The 22,674-nt window shown below is 70.4% G+C and carries 21 protein-coding genes and 1 pseudogene; 17 read left to right on the forward strand and 5 right to left on the reverse strand.

All coding sequences use genetic code 11. The annotated features are described in order from the left end of the window. Positions 1-23 precede the first annotated feature (23 nt). Positions 24-2,096 carry a catalase gene (locus FHR32_RS36740; RefSeq protein WP_184759122.1) on the reverse strand — a complete coding sequence of 691 codons (2,073 nt, stop codon included), beginning with the start codon at positions 2,094-2,096 and terminating at the stop codon, positions 24-26. Positions 2,097-2,288: 192 nt separating this feature from the next. On the opposite strand from FHR32_RS36740, the gene FHR32_RS36745 reads away from it, so the two are divergent. Next, positions 2,289-2,978, forward strand: a complete 690-nt coding sequence (locus FHR32_RS36745) for a response regulator transcription factor (RefSeq protein ID WP_184759123.1) — start codon at positions 2,289-2,291, stop codon at positions 2,976-2,978. On the opposite strand, the gene FHR32_RS36750 is transcribed toward FHR32_RS36745, so the two are convergent. Further along, on the reverse strand, positions 2,973-4,286 hold the full coding sequence (locus FHR32_RS36750; protein ID WP_184759124.1) for a sensor histidine kinase: 1,314 nt from the start codon (positions 4,284-4,286) through the stop codon (positions 2,973-2,975). The two genes, FHR32_RS36745 and FHR32_RS36750, sit on opposite strands and share 6 nt — an antisense overlap. Before the next feature lie 120 nt (positions 4,287-4,406). On the opposite strand from FHR32_RS36750, the gene FHR32_RS36755 reads away from it, so the two are divergent. From FHR32_RS36755 to FHR32_RS36790, 8 genes are all read left to right on the forward strand, one after another. Then, complete coding sequence (locus tag FHR32_RS36755; protein WP_184759125.1) at positions 4,407-5,705, forward strand: MFS transporter; 1,299 nt, start codon at positions 4,407-4,409, stop codon at positions 5,703-5,705. Positions 5,706-5,852: 147 nt separating this feature from the next. Beyond that, on the forward strand, positions 5,853-6,368 hold the full coding sequence (locus tag FHR32_RS36760; RefSeq protein ID WP_221466737.1) for a hypothetical protein: 516 nt from the start codon (positions 5,853-5,855) through the stop codon (positions 6,366-6,368). After that, the gene (locus FHR32_RS36765; RefSeq protein WP_184759126.1) at positions 6,368-7,021 is read left to right on the forward strand and encodes an ABC transporter ATP-binding protein; all 654 of its coding nucleotides are present in this window, start codon (positions 6,368-6,370) and stop codon (positions 7,019-7,021) included. Before FHR32_RS36760 ends, FHR32_RS36765 begins: the two co-directional genes overlap by 1 nt. Continuing rightward, on the forward strand, positions 7,018-7,680 hold the full coding sequence (locus FHR32_RS36770; protein WP_184759127.1) for an ABC transporter ATP-binding protein: 663 nt from the start codon (positions 7,018-7,020) through the stop codon (positions 7,678-7,680). The genes FHR32_RS36765 and FHR32_RS36770 overlap by 4 nt, the downstream gene beginning before the upstream one ends. Continuing rightward, on the forward strand, positions 7,668-10,268 hold the full coding sequence (locus FHR32_RS36775) for an ABC transporter permease (protein WP_184759128.1): 2,601 nt from the start codon (positions 7,668-7,670) through the stop codon (positions 10,266-10,268). Before FHR32_RS36770 ends, FHR32_RS36775 begins: the two co-directional genes overlap by 13 nt. 53 nt (positions 10,269-10,321) lie before the next feature. Beyond that, complete coding sequence (locus FHR32_RS36780; protein WP_184759129.1) at positions 10,322-10,999, forward strand: phosphatase PAP2 family protein; 678 nt, start codon at positions 10,322-10,324, stop codon at positions 10,997-10,999. Positions 11,000-11,272: 273 nt separating this feature from the next. Beyond that, positions 11,273-11,557, forward strand: coding sequence for a DUF427 domain-containing protein (locus tag FHR32_RS36785; protein WP_184759130.1), 285 nt, complete (start codon positions 11,273-11,275; stop codon positions 11,555-11,557). A gap of 244 nt (positions 11,558-11,801) precedes the next feature. Further along, a complete protein-coding gene (locus FHR32_RS36790; RefSeq protein ID WP_184759131.1) occupies positions 11,802-14,117 on the forward strand; it encodes a phosphoketolase family protein in 2,316 nt (771 codons plus the stop codon). Positions 14,118-14,371: 254 nt separating this feature from the next. On the opposite strand, the gene FHR32_RS36795 is transcribed toward FHR32_RS36790, so the two are convergent. Then, a complete protein-coding gene (locus FHR32_RS36795; protein WP_184759132.1) occupies positions 14,372-14,659 on the reverse strand; it encodes an iron-sulfur cluster assembly accessory protein in 288 nt (95 codons plus the stop codon). Between the two features lie 403 nt (positions 14,660-15,062). Here FHR32_RS36795 and FHR32_RS36800 point away from each other — a divergent pair, with 403 nt between their 5' ends. Further along, a complete protein-coding gene (locus FHR32_RS36800; RefSeq protein ID WP_221466738.1) occupies positions 15,063-15,530 on the forward strand; it encodes a helix-turn-helix domain-containing protein in 468 nt (155 codons plus the stop codon). Between the two features lie 368 nt (positions 15,531-15,898). Here the strand turns inward: FHR32_RS36800 and FHR32_RS36805 are convergent, their stop codons facing one another. After that, positions 15,899-16,384, reverse strand: a complete 486-nt coding sequence (locus tag FHR32_RS36805; protein WP_184759133.1) for a GNAT family N-acetyltransferase — start codon at positions 16,382-16,384, stop codon at positions 15,899-15,901. Positions 16,385-16,961: 577 nt separating this feature from the next. Between FHR32_RS36805 and FHR32_RS36810 the strand changes: the two genes are divergently transcribed. From FHR32_RS36810 to FHR32_RS36825, 4 genes are all read left to right on the forward strand, one after another. Further along, a complete protein-coding gene (locus FHR32_RS36810) occupies positions 16,962-17,558 on the forward strand; it encodes a TetR family transcriptional regulator (RefSeq protein WP_184759134.1) in 597 nt (198 codons plus the stop codon). A 13-nt stretch (positions 17,559-17,571) separates the two neighbouring features. Further along, a complete protein-coding gene (locus FHR32_RS36815; RefSeq protein WP_184759135.1) occupies positions 17,572-18,513 on the forward strand; it encodes a glycoside hydrolase family 113 protein in 942 nt (313 codons plus the stop codon). A gap of 454 nt (positions 18,514-18,967) precedes the next feature. Continuing rightward, entirely contained in the window at positions 18,968-19,597 is a 630-nt protein-coding gene (locus FHR32_RS36820; RefSeq protein ID WP_184759136.1) for a PadR family transcriptional regulator, read from the forward strand. Next, positions 19,594-20,406: an alpha/beta fold hydrolase gene (locus FHR32_RS36825; RefSeq protein ID WP_184759137.1), complete on the forward strand. Its 813-nt coding sequence runs from the start codon at positions 19,594-19,596 to the stop codon at positions 20,404-20,406. Before FHR32_RS36820 ends, FHR32_RS36825 begins: the two co-directional genes overlap by 4 nt. Positions 20,407-20,448: 42 nt before the next feature. Here the strand turns inward: FHR32_RS36825 and FHR32_RS36830 are convergent, their stop codons facing one another. Beyond that, positions 20,449-21,141 carry an SDR family NAD(P)-dependent oxidoreductase gene (locus FHR32_RS36830; protein ID WP_184759138.1) on the reverse strand — a complete coding sequence of 231 codons (693 nt, stop codon included), beginning with the start codon at positions 21,139-21,141 and terminating at the stop codon, positions 20,449-20,451. 347 nt (positions 21,142-21,488) lie between these two features. Between FHR32_RS36830 and FHR32_RS36835 the strand changes: the two genes are divergently transcribed. From FHR32_RS36835 to FHR32_RS46360, 3 genes and pseudogenes are all read left to right on the forward strand, one after another. Further along, positions 21,489-22,265, forward strand: a complete 777-nt coding sequence (locus tag FHR32_RS36835; protein ID WP_312882872.1) for a metal ABC transporter substrate-binding protein — start codon at positions 21,489-21,491, stop codon at positions 22,263-22,265. Beyond that, positions 22,237-22,366, forward strand: a pseudogene (locus tag FHR32_RS46355) (ATP-binding cassette domain-containing protein); the annotation flags it as partial. The gene FHR32_RS36835 and the pseudogene FHR32_RS46355, both read left to right, overlap by 29 nt. 39 nt (positions 22,367-22,405) lie before the next feature. Next, the gene (locus FHR32_RS46360) at positions 22,406-22,570 is read left to right on the forward strand and encodes a hypothetical protein (RefSeq protein ID WP_184759139.1); all 165 of its coding nucleotides are present in this window, start codon (positions 22,406-22,408) and stop codon (positions 22,568-22,570) included. The last annotated feature ends 104 nt before the right edge of the window (positions 22,571-22,674 follow it).

Here is a 22,674-nt window from a genome sequence, read left to right on the forward strand (position 1 = left end):
TCCGACGTCCGCTACGGCAGGCGTCACGCCGGTATCCGCCGGGTGTCGCGTGCGGGATGGCGGTGCGCGGCCACCGCCGCGGCGAAGGCCGAGGTGAAGTCCTCGGTGGCTCCCCGCTCGCCGATGACCACACCGGGCTGCGGGGAGGTCCCCACCCGGGCCACCCGCAGCAGCTCCGCCCCGGCGTCCAGGGCTCCGACGGCCTTACCGTGCTTGAACGCCTCGGAGACGAAGTGCACGGCGTCGCCGTCCTCGCTCAGGACTCCCACACTCGCCTCTCCACCGGGCACCACCACGGCGTCGTAGAGTACCGAGGCCGTGGTGCTCAGTGCCCGGGTCACCGCGACCTGTTCGCCGCCCTCGCCCTGTACGGCGCCGTCCCGCGCGGCCAGTACCTCGCACACCGCCCCCATCGTGGTGAGCGCCGCCCGCACGGCCTCCACCTGAGCGGCGTCGACACCGTCGGCGGCGAGAATGGCGATCTTCCTGGTGGCGACGCTCCTCGCCGGATCGTGGGCCTGGCTGAGCGCGGGGGAGCCGTGGCCGTGGTTGGGCGTGGCGGGTTCGGCCGGCGGCTCGACCCCGACACCCTCGGAGACCAGAACGGCCAGATCGTGGTCGACGTTGTTGAGGTTGCGGATCACGCCCTCGCGGACGTGGGTGTGATTTACCTTGCCGAGTTCGAAGCGGAACGCCGCGACGATGTGCTCCTTCTCCCAGTCGGCCATGCTGTTCCAGAACAGGGTGGCCTGGCTGTAGTGGTCGGCGAAGCTCTCACTGCGCTTGCGAATCTTGTGGCCCTCCACCCGCTCCTGGTAATGGGTGTACGCGCCCTCGCCGCCCACCGCGGGGCAGCCGCCGCCGAGGGAGTTGGGGTGGTAGCTCGCCTGGCCGCGGGGGACGGTCATCTGGCCGTAGCCGTCACGATGGTGGTTGCGCACCTCGGCCACCGGCCGGTTGATCGGGATCTGCGAGAAGTTGGGCCCGCCGAGCCTGATCAACTGGGTGTCGAGGTAGGAGAACAGGCGCGCCTGGAGCAACGGGTCGTTGGTGAAGTCGATGCCGGGCACCACGTTGCCGAGATGGAAGGCGATCTGCTCGGTCTCGGCGAAGAAGTTGTCGGGGTTGCGGTCGAGCACCAGGCGCCCCACCGGCCGCACCGGCACCTGCTCCTCTGGGATGATCTTGGTGGCGTCCAGGAGGTCGAAATCGAAGGAGCGCTCGTCCTTCTCGGCCACGAGCTGCACGCCCAGCTCCCATTCGGGGAAGTCCCCGTTCTCGATCGCCTCCCACAGGTCCCTGCGGTTGAAATCGGGGTCCTTGCCGGCGATCTTCTGGGTCTCGTCCCAGACGAGTGAGTGGACGCCCAGCCGGGGCTTCCAGTGGAACTTCACGAAGGTGGCCCGGCCCTCGGTGTCGACGAGGCGGAAGGTGTGCACCCCGAAGCCCTGCATCATCCGGTAGCTGCGCGGCAGCGCCCGGTCCGACATCAGCCACATCATCATGTGGGTGGTCTCGGGCTGGAGCTGCACGAAGTCCCACAGCGTGTCGTGCGCCGAGGAGGCCTGCGGGATCTCGTTCTGCGGCTCGGGCTTCACCGCGTGCACGAAGTCGGGGAACTTGATGCCGTCCTGGATGAAGAAGACCGGCATGTTGTTGCCCACGAGGTCGAAGTTGCCCTGTGGGGTGTAGAACTTGACGGCGAAGCCGCGCACGTCGCGTACGGTGTCGGCGGATCCCCGCGATCCGGCCACTGTGGAGAACCGGGTGAAGACCGAGGTGCGCAGCCCCGGCGTGGTGAGGAACGCCGCCGAGGTGAAGGCGGCCAGCGAGTCGTCATAGGCCTCGAAGTAGCCGTGGGCGCCCGCCCCGCGGGCGTGCACCACCCGCTCGGGGATCCGCTCGTGGTCGAAGTGGGTGATCTTCTCCCGGAACTGGAAGTCCTCCATCAACGTCGGGCCACGTTCGCCCGCCTTGAGTGAGTTGTCGGTGTCGTCCACTCGGATGCCCTGATCGGTGGTCAGGACGGTCTCCTGGAAGTCGACCCGGACCGCGTCCAGTTGCCGGTCCTTGTCCGTGCGGCCGTCACTGGTCATGAGTCCCCCTGCTGGTCAACGGGTGAAAATGCGTCAGATCGGCTATACCCGGCTCTCACCGGCGCACCGGGAAAGGTGTGAGACCTCTCCCGTCCTTTACGGTCGTTTTCCTCTCTCGCCGCCGTGGCTCTCCGGCCGAGGTCCGGCAGCAGGGCTTCCGGCACCGGGTGAATGGGCGGTTACCATCGGCGCATGACAGCGATCCGTGTGCTCGTGGTGGAGGACGACCCCGCCATCGGTTCCGAGCTCGTCGAGGCGCTGGGGGTGCACGGCTACCGCGCGGTTCTGGCCGACACCGGCCGTCGCGCCCTCGACGAGGCGGGAAACGAGCCGCCGGACCTGGTGCTGCTCGATCTCGGCCTGCCCGACGTCGAGGGTGTGGCGCTGTGCCGCAGGCTCCGGACGGCGCTGCCCGAGACGGTGATCGTGGTGCTGACGGCCAGGACGCAGGAGTTCGAGGTGGTGGTCGCCCTGGACGCGGGCGCGGACGACTACCTGACCAAGCCCTTCCGGCTGACCGAGCTGATGGCCCGCCTGCGCGCGCATCTGCGCAGGTGCGCGGCCCTGCCCGGGGAGCGGAGCGTGGCGGTCGGCAGGCTGCGGCTGGACCTGCCCGCCAGGCGCGCCTACGTGGACGCCACCGAGGTGGCGCTGCGGCCCAAGGAGTTCGATCTTCTGGTGGCGCTGGCCGCCCGGGCGGGGGAGGTGGTCACCCGGGAGGAGCTGATGGACGAGGTCTGGGACGTCAACTGGTTCGGTCCCACCAAGACACTGGACGTGCACGTGTTCGCGCTCCGGCGCAAGCTGGCCGATCACGGTGAGGACGTGCGGCGCATCACCACGGTCCGCGGCCGGGGCTACCGGTACGAGACCGATCTATGACTCCGGCAGCAGCAGGCTGAACAGCGGTGGCGAGCCGCGGCGCAGCACCAGGCGGCCACCCTCCGCCTCGGCGAGGGAGCGGGCCAGGGCGAGGCCGATTCCGTGCCCGTCACCGGCCGAGCGGCGGCGGGTGAATGCCTTTTCCTCGTCGGCGACCCCCCGGCCCTGGTCGCCGACCTCGATCGCCATGCCCGTCCCCAGATCGGTGGCCTCCACGGTGACCTCGCCGCCTCCGTGGGTCGTGGCGTTGTCGAGCAGCACGTGCAGGATCTGCCGTACGGCGGACGGCCGCGCCGAGACCTGGGGAAGGCCGGGATCCACGGTGACGGTCAGACGGCGCCCCGCGGCGGCCAGCGGTCCGTGCCAGTCCCGGCGGATCTCCTCCAGCAGGGTGGGCACGTCGAGCGGTTCATCGCCGGTACGGCTGTCGCGGGCGAGCCGGAGCAGGTCCTCGATGACGGTGCGCAGATGCTCGCCCCGGTCGATGGCCGTGCGGATCGTCGGTGCCAGGTCACCGGTGGGCCTGGCCAGCGCGGACTCCAGGCCGAGCATCAGCCCCGTCAGCCCGGTGCGGAGCTGGTGGGAGACGTCGGCGCTGAAGGCCCGCTCCCGCTCCAGCAGCCGGCCCAGCCGGTTCGCTGTCGCCTCCAGCGCCTCGCCGGCGGCGTCCGCCTCGCGCACTCCCGAGCGTGGCGCCCGGATGCTGAAGTCGCCGCCGCCCAGTGCCTGGGCCGCCGCGGTGAGCTCCTCCAGGGGGGCGGCGAGCCGGGCCGCCTGGCGGACGGCGAGGACGATGGCCAGCAGGAGCACGACGGCGGCCAGTGCGGCCATGAGCAGCCACGTCCGGTGCACCTGGTCCTCCACCCTGTCGTACGGCGTGGCCACCCGGACCACCGCCGCCATCCTCCCGTCGGAGGGGATGGGCGCGGACACGGCCAGGAAGTCGTCCTCGACCGCCTCCCGCACGTGCCCGTCCCGGCTCCGTCTGGCGAGAGCGGAGGCCGCCGGCCCCGCGCCCAGCAGGCGGCGTCCGTCCACGGTGTAGACGCCGACGGTCAGGTCGGCCGAGACCGTGGGGGGAAGCGCGAACGGGGTCCGTGGATTCAGCGCCACGTCGTCGGGGAGGACGGCGGCGATCCAGGCCGCGTCGCGCTCCAGCGCCGTGACGGTCTCGTCGCGATAGAGCTGCCGCACCGACAGGGCCAGCGGGATCGCGAACAACGCCACGGCCAGCACCGTGACGGCGATGATCACAGTGAGCACCCGGCGGCGCAGTGGGATGCCGTCCTGCCCGGTTTCGGCGGTCACCTCACCAGGGTCGCAGGACCAAGGTAAGCGTCACGCTAACCCCGCCCTGTACCGCCGCTGGCCCATCCGTCCATAGCCTCTCCACTACTCATTGTGTTCACATGATTACGGGGAGGCATTGTGTTCGGTGCCTGGCGGCAGTTCGGCTCCTTCGACACGCGGGTGCGGCTGCTCCTGCTCAACCAGTTCACGATCAAGCTGGGGTTCAACATGCTCATGCCGTATCTGGCGGGGCACCTCACCCAGGGGCTGGGATACGCCGCCTGGGCCCTGGCCCTGGTGCTGAGCGTGCGCAACGTCAGCCAGCGGGCCATGTGCCTGGTCGGCGGCGGCCTGGCGGACAGGTTCGGTTGCAAGGGGGCCATCGTCGCCGGTTGCGCCCTGCGCACGGCGGGCTTCGCGCTGCTCGGGGTGGCCGACTCCATTCCCGCGCTGGTCGTCGCCTCGGCCGCCACCGGGTTCGCCGGCGCGCTGTTCGACCCCGGAGTGCGCACGTATCTGGCCGGCGAGGCGGGGGAGCGCCGGGCGGAGGCGTTCGGCCTGTTCAACGTCGCCGGGCAGGCGGGTCTGCTGCTGGGGCCCCTGGCCGGACTGGCCCTGTCCGGGGCGGACTTCCGCGCCGTCGCGCTCACGGCCGCCGCCCTGTTCGCGGCGCTCACCGTGTTGCAGGCCACGGCGCTGCCCGCGTGCCGTGCGGTCCCGGCCGTGCCAGAGCCGGCGGCCGGCTGGCGGCAGGTCGTGCGCAACCGCCGGCTCATGGTCTTCGCCGCCGCCATGACCGGGGCCTACGTGCTGCCGTTCCAGGTCTACCTGGCGCTCTCCCTGGCCATGCAGCACGCCCTGGCCGAGGAGCAGGACATCGGCATGGGGCAGATGTTCGCGCTGTCCGCGCTGGTGGTGATCGCCGGGCAGAACCGGGTCACCGCGTGGGCGCGCGGCCGGTGGTCACCCGGCCGGTCCCTGGCGTGGGGCCTGCTCGTGATGGGGCTGGCCTTCGTCCCCCTGGTGGTCGTCGCCTCGCCCGCCCCCGCCGGTTTCGGCGGCGAGGAACTCGCCGAGACGATCGGCATCCTCCCGATCCTGCTGGCCGCGGTGCTGCTGGCCCTGGGCACGACGCTCGTCTGCCCGTTCGAGATGGAGGTGATCGTCGCGCTGGCGCGTGGCCGTCTCGTCGGCACGCACTACGGTCTCTACGCCACCTTCTCCGGCGTCGCGATCACCGCCGGCGGCCTGGTGACCGGCGCGGTCTGGGAGCTGGCCGGCCGGTGTGGCCTGGCCCGCCTGCCCTGGGCCGGGCTCGCCCTGCTGGGCGTCTCCTGCGCGGCGGCGGTGGCCGTACTGGACCGCGCCGGTCTGCTCCGCGCGTCCGGGCCACAGCAAGGACCGGGGAAGGTAAGCGCCGCGCTAACCGAAGGATGAGCGGGCGCTGACCGGCCTTTTCATAGCCTGGCCCCAGATTTCCTATCAAGGAGTACGGCCATACACCGTCAAGTCCTGGTCGGCGTCGCCACTGCCTTCGCCCTGACCGCCTGCGGAAGCGGGCAGTCCTCCGTCCCGCCTTCCTCCGTGGCGGGCGCCCTGACCGCGCCCCCTGCTCCGGCCCCCACCGAGTCGAATCCGCCGGGAGACATCCCGGACAACACCGCCTTCGTCCCCTATCGGAACACCGCCGGCTCCTACGAGGTGAAGGTGCCGGAAGGCTGGGCGCGGACCGACACGGCGACCGGGGCGGCCTTCACCGACAAGCTCAACAGCGTCAAGGTCGAGGTGGTCGCGGCGGCCTCGGCCCCGACGGAGGCCTCCGCGCGAGCGCGGGAAGTGCCGGAGCTGACGGCCCAGGGGAAGAACTTCGAGCTCAAGAAGGTCGACACGGTGAAGCGGGACGGCGGTTCCGCGGTCCGGGCCGTCTACCGGACCGACAGCGAGCCCGACCCGGTGACCGGCAAGGTGGTGCGTGACCAGGTGGAGCGCTACGAGTTCTTCGGCCACGGCCACGAGGGGGTGCTCACGCTGTCCGGACCGGTGAACGCCGACAACGTCGACCCCTGGATGACCGTGTCGAACTCCTTCCGGTGGCTGTGATGATCCTCGAGGCCGTCGACGTCTACCGGTTCTACCGATCGGGCGAGGAGGAGACACTGGCCCTGCGGGGCGTCTCGCTCGACGTCGCACCCGGTGAGATGGTCGCGATCGTCGGGCCGTCCGGGTCGGGCAAGTCGACCCTGCTCGCCTGCCTGGCCGGACTGGACGACCCCGACGGGGGGATCATCCGGGTCGCCGGTCAGCGGATCAGCCACCAGCCCGAACCCGTCAAGGCCGCCCGCCGGGCCGAGCTGATCGGCGTGCTGTCCCAGAGCGGCAACCTGATCGAACACCTCACCGTGGCCCAGAACGTCGACCTCGCCCAGCGGCTCGTCAAACGCCGCGATCCGGACTGGCGTGACGGGATCCTCAAGCGGATGGGCCTGGCGGGACGGGCCGGAGCCTGGCCCAGCCGGCTGTCCGGCGGGGAGGCGGCGCGCGCGGCCCTCGCCGTCGCGCTGGCCAACAAGCCCGCGCTGCTGCTGGCCGACGAGCCCACGGGGGAACTCGACGAGCACACCGAGACCCCCGTGCTGGAACTGATCCGCGACCAGGCGGCCGGGGACACCGCGGTGGTCGTCGCCTCCCACAGCCTCGCCGTACGCCGTCTCGCCGACCGGACCGTGACCCTGAGGGACGGGCGGGTGACATGACCGAGCTCGTACGCTGCGAGAACGTGGCCCGCACCTACGGCAAGGGCGTCGACGCGGTGGTCGCCGTGCACGGGATCACCTGCTCGCTGGAGCCCGGTGCGCAGGTGGCGGTGACCGGCCCGTCCGGATCGGGCAAGAGCACCCTCCTGCACCTCCTGGCCGGCCTCGACCGGCCCACCGCCGGACAGGTCTCCTGGCCCGCCCTGGACGACGAGCCACACGGCCGGATCGGCCTCATCTTCCAGGGGCCGAGCCTGCTGCCCCCGCTGGACGTCCTCGAGAACGTCGCGCTGCCGCTGCTCGTCGCCGGGCGGACGGAGACGGACACCCGGGCGGCGGCGACACGCGCCCTTCGCGACGTGGGCATCGGGTCCCTGGCCCGCAAACTGCCCGAAGAGCTCTCCGGCGGTCAGGCGCAGCGCGTCGCCGTCGCCCGGGTGCTGGCCGCGGCGCCCCGGCTGATCCTCGCCGACGAGCCCACGGGTCAGCTCGACTCCGCCATGGCGGGACACGTGATCGACCTGCTCGTGGAGGCGGCCGTCAGGCTGGACGCGGCCCTGCTGGTGTCCACCCACGACCTGCTGATCACCGAGCGCATCTCCCGGCACTGGGAGATGCATGACGGCACTCTTCGCAAGGACGCGCCATGCTCTCGCTGATCTGGCTCAGAGGACTGCTCCACCGCCGTGCGGGCAGGCTAGTCGGCGCGGCGGCGGGCATCGCCCTGGCCGTCGCGCTGCTGGCGTCGCTGGGCATGTTCCTCACCGCGGCCAAGGCGACGATGACCGCCCGCTCCGTCCAGCGCGTGCCGGTGGACTGGCAGGTGGAGGTGGAGCCGGGCAGCCCGCCCGCCACCGTCGCCGCCGCCCTGCCCGGGACGTCCAAGGAGGTCGGCTTCGCGCGGGTGGAGGGGTTCGAGGCCAGGAGCGGCGGCCAGACGCTGACGACCGGGCCGGGCCAGACGCTCGGCCTGCCCGCCGACTACGCGGTCACCTTCCCCGGTGAGCTGCGCTTCCTCACCGGCGCCTCCACCGGCGGTCTGCTGCCCCAGCAGACCGCCGCCAACCTGCACGCCGTCCCCGGGAGCATGGTCACCGTCCACCGGGCGGGCCTCCCCGACGCCCAGGTGCGGGTCGACGGCATCGTCGAGCTTCCCCAGGCCGACTCGCTCTTCCAGAAGGTGGGCGCGCCGGTCGGTGCCCAGCCCCAGGCGCCCCCGGACAACGTCCTGCTGCTGCCGGAGGCGACCTGGCATCGTCTGTTCGACCCGCTCGCCCGCGATCACGTGCGCACCCAGTTCCACGTGCGGATCGACCACCGGCTCCCCGCCGACCCGGCCGCCGCCTACGACCAGGTCACCGGGGCCGCGCGTAACCTGGAGGTCCGCCTCGCCGGGGCCGGGCTGGTGGGTGACAATCTGGGCGCCGCGCTCGGGGCCGCCCGCGAGGACGCGCTGTACTCCCAGATCCTGTTCCTGTTCCTCGGCCTGCCGGGAGCGGCCCTCGCCGCTCTCCTCACCGCCATGATCACCGCTTCCGGGGCGCCCCGGCGCCGCGCGGAGCAGGCACTGCTGCGCACCCGCGGGGCTTCGCTCGGGCCGCTCCTGCGGCTCGCGTCGGCCGAGGCGGCGGTGGTCGGCGTCACGGGCGCGCTGGCCGGGCTCGGCCTGGCCATGCTGACCCGGTGGACGCTGTACGGCTCGGCGGCTCCCGGTGCGACCCCCGTCGCGACGACGGGATGGGCCGTCGCGGCCGTCGTCGTTGGCCTGCTCATCTCCGCCGCCACGGTGCTGCTTCCGGCCGTGCGCGACGCCCGTGCCGGCACGGTGGCCGCCGGCCGCCGATCGTTCGGACGTGTCTCCCGGTCACCGGCGTGGATGCGCTACGGGCTGGACCTGTGGCTGCTGGTCGCCTCGGCCGTGGTGTTCTCGATCACCAGCCAGGCCGGCTACCACCTGGTCCTCGCTCCCGAGGGCGTCCCGCAGATCTCCGTCGACTACTGGGCGTTCACCGGGCCCGCCCTGCTCTGGATCGGCGCGGGGCTGCTGATCTGGCGCCTGACCACCATGTTCCTCGGAGCGGGAAGGCCGGTCGTCCAGCGGCTCGCCGCGCCGCTCGCGGGCGGCCTGTCGGGCACCGTCGCCGCCACCCTGCAGCGGCAGCGCGGAGCGCTCAGCAGGACCGTGGCCCTGGCCGCGCTCGCCGTCGTCTTCGCCGTCTCCACCGCCGTCTTCGACGCCACCTACCAGCAGCAGGCCCTGGTCGACGCGGAGCTCACCAACGGCGCCGACGTCACCGTCACCGGTGCGAGCGTGCCGCAGGTCGAAGCCGTCCCCGGGGTGGCCCACGCCGAGCCGCTCCAGCACCGCTTCGCCTACGTCGGCTCCGACCTGCAGGACCTGTACGGCGTCCGCCCCAGCACGATCCTGCCCGCGACCCGGCTGCAGGACGCCTACTTCGTCGGCGGCACCGCCGCCGACCTCATCGGGCGGCTGGCCAGGCAGCCCGACGCGATCCTGGTCAGCCAGGAGACCGTCCACGACTTCCAGCTCCGTCCCGGGGACCTGCTCCGGTTGCGCACCGAGAGCGGCAAGGTCATCCCCTTCCACTACGCCGGGGTCGTCACCGAGTTCCCCACCGCCCCGCGTGACAGCTTCCTGGTCGCGAACGCCTCCTACATCGCCGCGCAGACCGGTGACACGGCCGCGGTCGTGCTGGTCGCCACCGACGGCACCGCGCCTCACGTGGTGGCCGACCGGCTACGGGCCCGGCTCGGCCCGGCGGTGAAGATCACCGATCTGGACACCTCCCGCCGGGCCGTCGGCTCCAGCCTCACCGCCGTGGACCTCGGCGGCCTGACCACGATCGAGCTGGCCTACGGCCTGACCCTCGCGGTGGCGGCCACCGGGTTGCTGCTGATCCTGGGCTTCACCGAGCGCCGCCGTACCTTCGCCCTGGCCAATCTGCTCGGAGCCAGGCCCCGGCAGCTCGGCGCGTTCGTCTGGACCGAGGTCGCACTCGTCGGCGCCGGTGCGGCTCTCTTCGGCGGGGTAATCGGATGGACCCTGTCGCACATGCTCGTCGCCGTGCTGTCGGGGGTGTTCGACCCGCCGCCCAGCCGGCTCGCGGTGCCCTGGGGCTATCTCGGCGCCGTGGCCTCGCTGGGCCTCGCCGCCGTGCTGGTGGCGGGGGCGGTAGCCGTACGGGCCGCCCGCCGGCCGCCCCTGGCCATCCTGCGCGACCTGTGAACACGCGAGGTGGTGCGCCCGTCCAGGCCACGACCGGGAAGGGACCGATGATCATGAGAGTCCTGCGGACGTCGCTCCCGCTGCTGCTCCTGGGCGTGGCGCTCGGGCTGGTGGCGAGAACCCCGGGGTGGACGCATGCCGACCTGGCCGTCAGCGAGGCGGTCCGGCGGGTGCGCGCCCCCTGGCCGACCGCGATCGCGCAGGTGCTGAACGTCGTCTTCGGCACGTTCGCGGGGCTGGTCCTCGTGGCCGTCCTCGTCGGGCTGCTCGCCGTCCTCGGCCGGGTCCGTCTCGCGGTACTCACCTTCACCGTGATCGCCGCCGGCTGGCTCGTCAGCCCGATCTTCAAAGCGCTCGTCGGCCGCCCCCGGCCCCCGGCCGCCTACCTGCTGACGCCCGAGCTCGGCAGCGGCAGCTACCCGAGCGGGCACGTCTGCCTGACCCTGTCGGTGGCCGTCGCCGTGGCCCTGCTGGCCCACGGGACCCGCTGGTTCCGCCCGGCCGCGGCCGTCGGGGCGATCATCGTGGTCGCGCAGATGCTCGCCCGGATCTACCTGGGCGCCCACTACCCGACCGACACCGTGGGCTCGATCCTGCTGACCACGGCGGCGACATACCCGGTGATCGTCTACCGCGAGACCGTCGAGCACTGGGCGGCCCGGATCGAGCACCCGAGGCCGCCGGGGCGGCCACCGCGTTTCACACCCCCCCGGACGGGTGGCGGGTCCTAACGGAATGATCTACGGCGCGCCGGGTGGGGTCGACCCGCTTCGGCGGGCACCTGGAATCGCTGACCGTGGCCAGGCGGATGGCCCGCGCACAGGTCCGCGATCGCCTGCTCTGCGGTGAACCGAACACCGGCCGGGCGAGACAGACCGTGGCCGCGCAGGTCCCAGGTGACGACCCGGTACCCCCGGGCACGCAGGTATTCACTCTGGGCGTCGAACATCACGTGATCGGAACCCCGGTGCGCGCCGGAGAAGCGGATGTGCCAGCCTGGGTTCATGGCAACTGCGCGCTGGAACGGCGAGATCATTGCGGAGAGCGACGACACCCGGATCGTCGAGGGCAACCACTACTTCCCCATCGAATCGGTGTCCTCGCAGTATCTGAAGCCGTCGGAGACCACCACGGTGTGCTCCTGGAAGGGGACGGCGAGCTACTACACCCTGCACGTCGACGGCAAGGACAACCCCGACGCCGCCTGGTACTACCCGGACCCCAAGCCCGAGGCCGCCCAGATCAAGGACCACGTGGCCTTCTGGAAGGGCGTGGACGTCACCGGCTGAGACGTCTCCCGCGGGCTCAGGGGACCAGGTCGGCCTCGGGGGCGTGGCCGTGCGGAGGCGGGCCGCCGGGACCACCGTGTCCTCGACCGCCTCAGGCGAGCTCTCGGCCATCCCGTCCGGTCGGGCCTGCCGGAGCCGCCGGGCTCCGGCGCGGTACGGGTTGCCATGATCGCCGCGTGCCCCGGTGGCACAGAGGCGGCGGTTCACAGGGTTCGAATCCCGCGCTGGAGGAACTGTCCGAGGTATGGATGCATTCACACACATCGATGCCTACTGGCGGGCGGCCAACTATCTGTCGGTCGGCCAGATCTACCTCATGGACAACCCGCTGCTGGCCGAATCGCTCCGTCCCGAGCACATCAAGCCCCGGCTGCTCGGACACTGGGGCACCACCCCGGGACTGAACTTCTGCTTCGCGCATCTCAACCGGGTCATCCGGGAGCGCGACCAGGACATGATCTACATCGCCGGGCCCGGGCACGGTGGCCCGGCGGCGGTGGCCCATGCCTGGCTGGAAGGCTCCTACACCGAGAAATACCCGGACATCTCCCAGGACGCCGAGGGCATGCGGCGGCTGTTCCGGCAGTTCTCCTTCCCCGGCGGAATCCCCAGCCACGTCGCACCCGAGACGCCCGGCTCGATCCACGAGGGCGGCGAACTCGGCTACTCGCTGGCCCACGCCTACGGCGCCGCCTTCGACAACCCCCACCTGGTGGTGGCCTGCGTGATCGGCGACGGGGAGGCCGAGACCGGGCCGCTGGCGGCCAGCTGGCACTCCGGCAAGTTCCTCAACCCCGAGCACGACGGCACCGTGCTGCCGATCCTGCACCTGAACGGCTACAAGATCGCCAACCCGACCGTGCTGGCCCGCATCCCCGAAGACGAGCTGGTCAAGCTCATCGAGGGGTACGGCTACCGCCCGCACATCGTCTCCGGCGACGACCCGGCCGTCATGCACCCGCTGATGGCCGAGACCCTCGACGAGGTCTTCGACGAGATCGCCGCCTTCAAGGACGGCCGGGCAGAGCGGCCGCCGATGATCGTGCTGCGCACGCCCAAGGGCTGGACCGGCCCGCGCGTGGTGGACGGCCTCCCGGTGGAGGGCACCTGGCGCTCCCATCAGGTGCCGCTCTCCGAGGTCCGCCAGAACGCCGACCACCGGGCCATGCTGGAGGAGTGGATGCGCTCCTACCGGCCCCAGGAGCTTTTCGACGAGCGAGGCCAGCCCGTCGCGGACATCCTGCGCACGGTGCCCGACGGGCCGCGCAGGATGTCCGCCAACCCGCACGCCAACGGCGGTGAGCTGCTCAAGCCGCTCGTCCTTCCCGACTTCCGTGACTACGCCGTCGAGGTCAAGTCCTCGGCCTCGCAGTCGAGCGAGCCCACCAGGGTCCTGGGCCGCTTCCTGCGCGACGTCATCACCGCCAATCCCGCCACCTTCCGGCTGATGGGCCCCGACGAGACCGCCTCCAACCGGCTGTCGGCCGTCTTCGAGGCCACCGACCGCGCCTGGGACGCCGAGACGCTGCCGACCGACGAGCACCTGGGCCCGGACGGGCGGGTCATGGAGGTGCTCAGCGAGCACCTGTGCCAGGGCTGGCTGGAGGGCTACCTGCTGACCGGCCGCCACGGCCTGTTCAACTGCTACGAGGCGTTCATCCACATCATCGACGCGATGTTCAACCAGCACGCCAAGTGGCTGGAGTCATCGAAGAAGATCCCTTGGCGGCGGCCGGTCGCCTCGCTCAACTATCTGCTGTCGTCACACGTGTGGCGTCAGGACCACAACGGCTTCAGCCACCAGGACCCCGGTTTCCTCGACGTGGTGATGAACAAGAAGCCCGAGGTGGTGCGGGTCTACCTGCCGCCGGACGCCAACACCCTGCTCTCGGTCGCCGACCACTGCCTGCGCTCGCGCGACTACGTCAACCTCGTCGTGGCCGGCAAGCAGCCGGTGCTCGACCTGATGCCGATGGACGAGGCCGTCGCGCACTGCACCCGGGGCCTGGGCATCTTGGAGTGGGCCTCCAGCGACGCGGGGACCGAGACCGACGTGGTGCTGGCCTGCGCCGGCGACGTGCCCACGCTGGAGACGCTCGCCGCCGCCGCGCTGCTGCGCGAGTACCTGCCCGAGCTGAGGGTCCGGGTGGTCAACGTCGTCGACCTGATGCGGCTGCAACCCCCGTCGGAGCATCCGCACGGCATGTCCGACGCCGAATTCGACACCGTGTTCACCTCCGGCAAGCCGATCATCTTCAACTTCCACGGCTATCCCTGGCTGATCCACCGGCTCACCTACCGCCGGCACGGCCACGACAACATCCACGTGCGCGGCTACCAGGAGGAGGGGACCACCACCACGCCGTTCGACATGGTCATGCTCAACGACATCGACCGCTTCCACCTGGTGATGGACGTCATCGACCGGGTGCCCGGCCTCGGCGCCAGCGCCGCGCACCTGCGCCAGCACATGGAGGACGAGCGCCTGCGCGCCCGCATGCACACCCGGGAGTACGGCGAGGACCGGCCGGAGATCCGCGACTGGACCTGGCCGTACTGAGTCGCTGTACCGGGTCGGGGGATGGCCGTAGCGGGAAAGGGGCTGTGAGGGAACAGGCCGGCGAGCGGACGCGTGTGGCCGGGCGGTGCGCGAGAGGAGCTCGCACCTCTGCGGGAGACGGCTCGCCGGAGGTGATCCGGTTGAGCCCGCCATCTGGGTATGAGGGCATCAACACCCGCCGGGAGTCAGGCGCGCGGCCCCGGCCGCTCAGAGGCCGGGGCCGCGCGTTTTCCCGGCGTTGCCGGGGATCCATGTCAGGGACGCTGTTCGGTGACGAGGAAGGCCACCGATCCGCCTTCGTCGATGTCCGCGTCCAGGGACTTGTCGTCGAGCATGTCCGCGGCGGTGGCGTCCAGGAAGATCTTCGCGCCTTCCGTCTCGACCACCTTGTCGGTGGCCTCCGGGCCGTCCACGACCGAGAGCAGAAGAGATCCTGTGCCGTCAGCCTGTGAGGAGATGCGGACACCTGTGTCGGTGGAGTCCGCTACCTGAGAACTGAGGTCCCGGATCACCTGGGCTGCGGTGTCCGTCAATGTAAGCATTGTGACTCCTTGTCGGGATCGGGTTGGGATTTCTACGCCCTTGCCCGCTCTGAAGCGACCCAACCATCTCTCCGGTCTGCGTTCGGACAGTCCTCGGGCGACGGGGCGGGAATCCGGTGTGATCCCGGGGGATCGCCGGACGGCGGATATACCGGACTGCGGACCTACGATCTTCAAGGATTAGTCCAGGGTCTATCCTCGGCCCGTCATGTACGAGGCTTCGCCGTCATGATGCCCCAGCGTCAAGGCCACCTGCTCGACGACTGGATCACCGCGGCCGCCGCAGGAGGCGGCCCACATCTCGTACCGTTCGCCGTCGAGCTCCGCCATGACCAGGCCGCAGTGATCGCGGACCCGACCCCGCCCTACAGGAGCGGCACTCCGGCCGTTGTTACCATGGCGTATGACCAGCGGATCCCCTGCGGTGACGCGGCGTCGCCGCGAGCAGCTCCGCGAATTCCTGCGCACCCGCCGGGCGCGGCTCACGCCCGGTGACGTCGGGATGGCGACGGTGGGCAGGCGCCGGACACCGGGTCTGCGGCGTGAGGAGGTCGCCGTGCTGGCCGGGGTCGGCGTGTCCTGGTACACCTGGCTCGAGCAGGGCCGCGACATCAACGTCTCGCCCGAGGTACTCAACGCGATCAGCGGGGCGCTGCGCCTGACCGAGCCCGAGCGTGCGCACCTGTATCTGCTGGCCGGTCTCAATCCGCCACGGGTCGGCGGGGCGCGCGGTGCCGCGGTCACCCCGGAGCTGCGGCACCTGCTCGACGCGTGGACGCCGCGGCCCGCGGTGCTGCAGGACCGGTACTGGAATCTGCTCGCGATCCAGCGGCCGTCGACCAGTTCCTGCCAGGTGGTGGCCCGCGCGTAGCGCTGCACCGGGTGGCGCCCCCCAGCCCAGACAGGGTCGTTCACCGGCTCCTGCTGTGGTTGCCAAGGCGGCCGGAGCGCGCGGGTCTGCGGGGTTGTTGTACAGGAGGCCGCAGAGGGCGGCGAGGCGGGGTCGGTGGGCGTGGACGCATCCGGCGGGCACCCGGATGGCGCGGGTGCCGGGGGCGAACCAGGTGCCGGCGTCAGTGGTGACGGCCGGGACTCCGGAGCCCGCGTAGATGATCTGGTGGTCGCCGTGAGGGATGCGGGTCAGGACGTGGGGAGTAATCATGCATCCCCGTGAGTGACCGTGGTTCCCCGTCCGACCGGGCACGCAACGGCACGATCTCTTGATCTCGACTGTCTCGCCTACGACTCCTCGCTGATCTGGTCGACGAAGCCGAGGCGCCGATTCATCGCGATCGCGGACGCATTACGCGGGTGGTGGAACGTCGCGAGCCACCGGTAGCCCGATGACCGGACGAAACGGATCGCCATTAGCTTTAACGCCAGCGACAGACCCTGCCCGCGGTAGGGCCCGAGCACGCCGGTCATCTCGCTGAACGCGTACCCCTTGGTCGGGTGCAGGGAAGTCGTGGACATTCCGATCCACGCGCCCTCGCGGGTCGCGAGGATGACGCCGCCCGGGTCAAAGGTGGGCACCTCGATGCGCTGGGCGACGTATTCGTCGTACGTGTAGAACCCTCCCCGGTCCGGGATGTAGGCCGAGCACGTCCTGTTGAGGTTGTAGAGCGCTCGCCGGTGGTCGGCCGTGTCGCCGAGCTCGGCCATCGTCGTGAACCCGATGCCTGACTCGCGCGCCCGCCGTCCGAAGGGCGTCTTCTCCCGCGACATGAAGACGTGGGTGTCATGGGCTGAGGAGTACGAGGAGTGGCTGCCGGGCGATCCTCGCCTGCCGAAGCACACCAACGACGGCAAGCCGCGGCCGCGCGAGGCTGGCGCCGTCTGCGTGCGAGGGCTGTTCAACCTGGAAGGCCGAGGCTGGTCGCCAGGCGTACAAGAATATCGCGTTCTACGGCGAAAGCTCCGAATGCGAATGGTCGATCGGCTACTCGGTGTCAGGTTGTTCGACACCGGGTGGGCACCTCGGCCGCCTCAGCCACCGCATCCGGGCCTATCCTGCGTGCGTCTTGCCGCAAAGCGCGCCACCTTCCTGTCAATCCGGCCGCCGCCGGCGAAACCAGGGTATGCCTCATGATCAGTGAGACGGTCCTCCCTTGACACGTCTCATTCAACTTGAGGCACAGCAGGTGAGCGCGTCTCCGTGCCTCATTCTCAATGAGACGCAACAGGCATGATGCCGAACTGCCGGCCCCACCGCTGAATCTGAGGTGTCACGGCTCAGCCTTGTCCGCTACAAAAAAGTGAACTTGGTTTGTTTTTGAACCCGGTTCATGTTTATGCTGCTCGCATGACAGGTCTGCGGGAGCGGAAGAAGGAGCAGACGCGGCGGCGGATCGCCGCGGCGGCGTTGCGGCTGTTCGCCGAGCGCGGCTTCGACGCGGTGACGATCAACGAGATCGCCGAGGCCGCCGAGGTGGCGAAGGTGACGCTGTTCAAATACTTCCCGACCAAGGAGTCGCTCGTCCTGCAGGGGGTGGGCGAGGAGGATCTGGCGGGGATCGTCGCCGCGCGGCCCCCCGGGCAGTCGCCGCTGGAGGCGTTGCGGGCGCACTATCGGGCATTCGCCGCCGAGCCCGCGGCGGCGGTGGACAGGGACGCACTGATCGTCCAGATGCGGGTGATCTTCGACAGCCCCGCGCTCAGCAGCGGTGCGAACGACCTGCTCTACGGGCAGCGCCAGGCACTGGCACGGGTGCTGGCCGAAGACAGTGACGGGCTGATGGCCGCTCTGATGGCCGCGCAGATCACCGCCTCCCTGCTGACCCTCCAGGAGACGTTCTTCCGCCGACTGGTCTCCGGCGCCTCACTGGAAGAGGCCGGCCACCGCCTGGCCGGAGACGTCGAGCTCGCCTTCGACCTGCTGGGACACGGCATCAATCGATAAGGAGAACCGTGACATGCGCGCCAGAGGGATCAACTACGATACCGGCTTCCTCCCCGGTCAGGACATCACCCGCAAGGTGTTCGACCCCGACGCTGTCCGGCACGACATGGGCGTCATCGCCGGTGAGCTGCATTGCGACGCCGTACGGATCTCCGGGGGTGATCCCGCGCGGCTGAGCCTCGCCGCCGAGCTCGCCGCCGCCGCGGGACTCGAGGTCTGGTTCGCCCCCTTCCCCGTGGACCTCCCGCCCGAGGCGATGCTCTCGTTCTTCGCCGACTGCGCCGAGCGGGCCGAGGCCCTACGACGCAGCGGGGCCGAGGTGGTCTTCGTGGCCGGGTGCGAGATCAGCGCGTTCGGCGCCGGCTTCATCCCCGGGGCCACATACCGCGACCGGCTGGAGGCGATGACCACCGCCGACCTGGAGTGGTGGACCTCCCTCGGCCCCGTCCTGGAGCGGCTCAACGGCTTTCTGGCCGAGAGCGCCGACACCGTCAGGGCCCGCTTCGGCGGCCCGGTCACCTATGCGGCGGCCCCGTGGGAGTCCGTCGACTGGGACCCGTTCGACATCGTCGGCGTCGACGCCTACCGGGCCGCCTACAATGCCGACGCCTTCCAGGAGGAGCTGCGCGGGCACTTCAAGCACGGCAAGCCGGTCGCGGTGACCGAGTTCGGCACCTGCGCCTACCGGGGCGCGGGCGAGCGGGGCGGCATGGCCTGGCAGGTGCCGGAGGACGCCGTGCCGGACGAGGGTGAGCAGGTGCGCTATCTCACCCAACTGCTGGACGTCTTCGAGGCGGAGGGAGTGGACACCGCGCTCTGGTTCACCTTCGCGGGCTTCCATCACGTCGGGGACAAGGACATCGCCTCCTACGGCGTGGTCAGGATGCTCGACCAGAAGCGCTGGGAGCCGAAGGAGGTGTTCCACGCGATGGCGAGCAGATACGCACGCGGCTGAGTCATCTGACGAGATCGGCGATCAGCTAAGTTGCCTCAGATCGCGTGACAGGCCGCCATCCGCGCGCTTGCCGTCCAATCTGAGGCACCGCAGATCAACTCCATCTCCGCGACCATGAACAGCGGCTTGTCGGCCATCCGCTAGAGGGTCTTGGGGGCGCCCTGGCGGATCGGCCGGAAGATCGGTACGGATTTTGGCGGTAGGGCTGGTTCGCCTGCGGAGGCCTCTGGAAGGGCTGATGTTTCCGCAGCTCAGGGCAGTCGGCCCCTGGTCCGATAGAGGCGGCGGAAACGGCTGCACTGTCGGGTCTGGCTCCCGGAACGCCGCAGGTGGCGGCCTCTACCGCTAATTTCCGCACCGGTTCTCCCCGAAGGCCAACAGCTCAATCCCGCCTGAAGAGCATCGCCGAATTTGCTGGACACGCCATGACATGACTAGTCATGCTATGACTATTATGAGTCCACGCACCCCAGCCAAACGTTCCTCCCTCGGCCTGATCGTGCTCGGCATGCTCACCGAGGAGTCCATGCACGTGTACCGGATGCAGAAGCTCATCGAGCAGTACGGCAAGACCCGCGTCGTCAACGTGCGGTCGCGGTTCAGCCTGTACCAGATGGTCGAGCGCCTCGAGCGCCTCGGACTGGTCGAGGCCTGCCAGACAGAGAGCACGGAGAGCCACCCCGACCGCATCATCTACGCGATCACCGACGCCGGGCGCGAGACCGCGGTCCAGTGGCTGCGCGAGATGCTGTCCACAACGGGCGGCCAGTCTTCGGAGTTCATCGCCGCCGTGTCGGTGCTGGTGGGCCTGACCCCCGACGACGCACGCACGCAACTCGAGCTCCGCGCGGCCAATCTCGCGGCCGGGCTCGCCGACACCGAGGCGCAGCTCGCCGCCGGCCCGGACCTGCCCCGGCTGTTCCTGCTGGAGGAGGAGTATCGCAAAACGGTCCTGACGGCCGAGCTGGGCTGGGTCCGTTCAGTGATCGAGGACCTGCGAATGGGCCGCCTGACCTGGGACGAGCAGTGGCGGCGCGGCATCTCTGCCCAATTCACACCCTGCGAGGAGGAGAACGACAAATGAGCCATCTGACCGTGCCAGGCGCGAGCCTGTACTACGAGGTGACCGGATCCGGTCCGGTGCTGCTGATGATCGCCGGCGGCACGGACGACGCCCGCGACTACGCCGACGTGGCCCCACTGCTCGCCGACGCGTACACCGTGGTGACCTACGACTGCCGCGGCAACTCCCGCAGCCACCCCGACGACCCGTCGCTCGATGTGCCGGTCGAGGTGCACGCCGACGACGCCCATCGGTTACTGCTGGCCGTCGGGGAGGATCCGGCGTTCGTGTTCGGCAACAGCAGCGGCGCCCAGATCGGCCTCGCCCTCACCGCCACCAACCCCGGCGGCGTGCACACCGTGGTGGCCCACGAGCCCCCCGCCGCGAAGCTCCTGCCGGATGGCGACCCGCGCCGCGAACTCCCCGAAGAGGTCTACGACCTTTACCGGCAGTACGGCGCCGGCCCGGCGATCAGCGCGCTCGCCGCCGGCACCGGCCTGGCCGGCGGCCCCGCACCCGAGAGCCCGCAGGCCGCCGAACGGATGCAGGATAAGCTCGCCCGGATGGGCGACAACGTCGAGTTCTTCCTCGCCCACACAGCGCTGCAGTTCACGACCTTCCTGCCCGACATCGCCCGGCTGGGCGCCGCCTCGTCCCGCGTGGTTGTGGCCGTCGGGGAAGGCTCGGCTGGCCAATTCGCCCACGACGCGGGCCTGGCCCTGGCCGGCCGCCTCGGGACCAAGACGGAGCCCTTCCCCGGCGGCCATTCGGCGCCCGTCACCCACCCGACGGCCTTCGCCCGCAAGCTGCGCGAGGTGCTCCGGGTGTGAGCGGTCAGCGCTCCGGCGGGGCGGCCGTTACGACCACCTCACTTACCAGGGGACCGGGCCGGCGGCGTCGAAGTAATCTCCGGTGGGTCCGTCTGGACCGACCTGCGCCATACGGACGATGATCTCGGCGCCCTCCTCGACGGTCTGCGTACCCCTGTGGCCGTTCAGGCCGGTTGCGGTGTAGTCCGGCTCAACGCAATTGATCCGCATGCCCGGGAACGCCTTCGCGTACTGCACGGTGATCATGTTGACCGTGGTCTTCGACGCCGGATAAGCGACGCCCGGGTAGGCGTACGCCGGGGTGTCGGGGGTGGTGACGAGGGTCTTCGAGCCCAGGCCGCTGCTCACGTTCACCACGACCGGGGCGGCGGACCGTTGCGGCAGCGGCAGGAATGCGTGGGTGACGCGCACCACGCCGAAGACGTTCGTCTCGGACAGCGGCCGCAGCATATCGGCGGTCACCTCCGCGGCGTCCGTCGGTGTTCCTTCGATGCCGGCGTTGTTGACCAGCGCGTCGAGGCCGCCGGCCGCCTCGACGGTCTTCGCCGCAGCCGCGACGGACGCGTCGTCGGTGACGTCGATGACGACCATCCGCGCCCCCAGCTGTTCGGCGGCCCGTCGCCCGCGCTCTGGGTCCCGGCCGCCTACGTAGACGGTGTGGCCTGCCGCGATGAACCGGCGGGCGGTCTCGAAGCCGAGCCCCTTGTTCGCTCCGGTGATCAGTGCCGTAGTCATGCCTCCAGGTTCCGGTCCGGCGGTGTGGTCAGCCAGGCGTCCCGTCTTCCCGGGACTGCCAGTACCAGGCATATCCGCGCGGGGTGGTGCACAGTGGTGGCATGGCGACCACGGAGTTCGGGCAGACGGTGCGGCGCTGGCGCGACCGGGTCCCCCCGGAGGCGGCCATGGGCGCGCGGCCGGGCCGCGCCGCGAGGAGCTGGCCCTGCTGGCCGGTCGGGGAAGAGGGCGCTCTACGTACCACCGGTACAAGGCGTGACAATGATAACGAACTTGACAATCATTTTCATTGAGTGGAGGATGCCGGCGAATCCCCTGATAGCAGCATCAAAAGGAAGAAGTGCCCCGTGTTCTCGCCCCGGAGCAGCCTCGCCACAAGTGTCGGATTGATCGCGTTGCTGGCCACAGCCTGCGCTCAGACCGATACCGCTCAGGCGTCCTCGTCCACGGCCGCAGCCGGCCAGGCCGCGACTGCGGCGGCGGCCGGTCCGCTCAGGGGGGGCGCCACCACTACGCAGGTCGCTGACTTCGCCCGCAGCGTCGGCGGCGACAAGGTCGCCGTCACCCAGATCCTCAAGCCGAACGTCGACCCGCACGACTACGAGCCCTCGCCCGCCGGCATCCGGGCCGTCGCGGACGCCGACGTCGTGGTCAAGAACGGCGTGGGCCTGGAGAGGTGGCTGGACCAGGTCATCTCCTCGGCCGGATTCAAGGGGCAGGTCGTAGACGCCAGCCAGGGCGTGGCCATCCGTAAGGGCGACGGCTCGGCGGAGGAGGCCGCGGGCGACCCGCACATCTGGCACAACCCGCAGAACGTCAAGATCATGGCGGCGAACATCGAGAAGGCCTTCGCCGCCAAGGACGCCCCTGACGCCGCCGCCTACCAGGCCGACCTGGACGCCTACAGCGCCAAGCTGGACGCCCTGGACGCCGACATCGCCCAGCGCATCGACGCGATCCCCGCCGACCGGCGCAAACCGGTGACCAATCATGACGTGTCCGGCTACTACATCGACCGCTACCGCCTGACGTTCGTCGGCTCCATCACCCCCAGCTTCGACACCTCCGCCGAGCTGTCGGCCAAGCAGACCTCCGATGGAGCATGCCGGTGTCGCCTACGGTGACGTGCCGGTGCTGGAGAAGATTCACGGCCTCGTCCATCCGGGCGAGGGGGTCGCGTTGATCGGCCCCAACGGGGCGGGAAAGTCGACCCTCATCAAGGCGATCCTCGGCCTGGTCCCGGTCGGGCGGGCAGCGCCAGCGGGTGCTGCCCGCCCGGGCGATCGCCGCCCAGCCGCGGCTGCTGCTGCTGGACGAGCCGTTCAACGGTGTCGACGCCATCGGCCGGCGCGCCCTGCTGGAGGCGATCACCACCCTCAAGGACCACGGCGCGAGTGTGGTGCACCTGTCGTACGACGGCCTCACGTGATCGGTACGGCCCACATCAGGGTCTGGTGATCGCTTCCGAAATTGTGATGCGATCTCATGGCACATTGAAAACAGGCCAAACTATGAAAATTATTATCATTTTTA

The sequence above is a fragment of the Streptosporangium album genome (assembly GCF_014203795.1).
In the GTDB taxonomy this organism is placed as follows: Bacteria; Actinomycetota; Actinomycetes; order Streptosporangiales; family Streptosporangiaceae; genus Streptosporangium; species Streptosporangium album.

Bases quoted from the DNA above. Each gene is read 5' to 3' on its own strand.
- FHR32_RS36805 (WP_184759133.1), bottom strand. From the start codon at position 16,384: ATGTCGCGGGAGAAGACGCCCTTCGGACGGCGGGCGCGCGAGTCAGGC.
- FHR32_RS36795 (WP_184759132.1), bottom strand. From the start codon at position 14,659: ATGCTTACATTGACGGACACCGCAGCCCAGGTGATCCGGGACCTCAGT.
- FHR32_RS36740 (WP_184759122.1), bottom strand. From the start codon at position 2,096: ATGACCAGTGACGGCCGCACGGACAAGGACCGGCAACTGGACGCGGTC.
- FHR32_RS36765 (WP_184759126.1), top strand. From the start codon at position 6,368: ATGATCCTCGAGGCCGTCGACGTCTACCGGTTCTACCGATCGGGCGAG.
- FHR32_RS36790 (WP_184759131.1), top strand. From the start codon at position 11,802: ATGGATGCATTCACACACATCGATGCCTACTGGCGGGCGGCCAACTAT.
- FHR32_RS36745 (WP_184759123.1), top strand. From the start codon at position 2,289: ATGACAGCGATCCGTGTGCTCGTGGTGGAGGACGACCCCGCCATCGGT.
- FHR32_RS36770 (WP_184759127.1), top strand. From the start codon at position 7,018: ATGACCGAGCTCGTACGCTGCGAGAACGTGGCCCGCACCTACGGCAAG.
- FHR32_RS36810 (WP_184759134.1), top strand. From the start codon at position 16,962: ATGACAGGTCTGCGGGAGCGGAAGAAGGAGCAGACGCGGCGGCGGATC.
- FHR32_RS36825 (WP_184759137.1), top strand. From the start codon at position 19,594: ATGAGCCATCTGACCGTGCCAGGCGCGAGCCTGTACTACGAGGTGACC.
- FHR32_RS36820 (WP_184759136.1), top strand. From the start codon at position 18,968: ATGAGTCCACGCACCCCAGCCAAACGTTCCTCCCTCGGCCTGATCGTG.
- FHR32_RS36785 (WP_184759130.1), top strand. From the start codon at position 11,273: ATGGCAACTGCGCGCTGGAACGGCGAGATCATTGCGGAGAGCGACGAC.
- FHR32_RS36775 (WP_184759128.1), top strand. From the start codon at position 7,668: ATGCTCTCGCTGATCTGGCTCAGAGGACTGCTCCACCGCCGTGCGGGC.
- FHR32_RS36800 (WP_221466738.1), top strand. From the start codon at position 15,063: ATGACCAGCGGATCCCCTGCGGTGACGCGGCGTCGCCGCGAGCAGCTC.
- FHR32_RS36830 (WP_184759138.1), bottom strand. From the start codon at position 21,141: ATGACTACGGCACTGATCACCGGAGCGAACAAGGGGCTCGGCTTCGAG.
- FHR32_RS36780 (WP_184759129.1), top strand. From the start codon at position 10,322: ATGAGAGTCCTGCGGACGTCGCTCCCGCTGCTGCTCCTGGGCGTGGCG.
- FHR32_RS36815 (WP_184759135.1), top strand. From the start codon at position 17,572: ATGCGCGCCAGAGGGATCAACTACGATACCGGCTTCCTCCCCGGTCAG.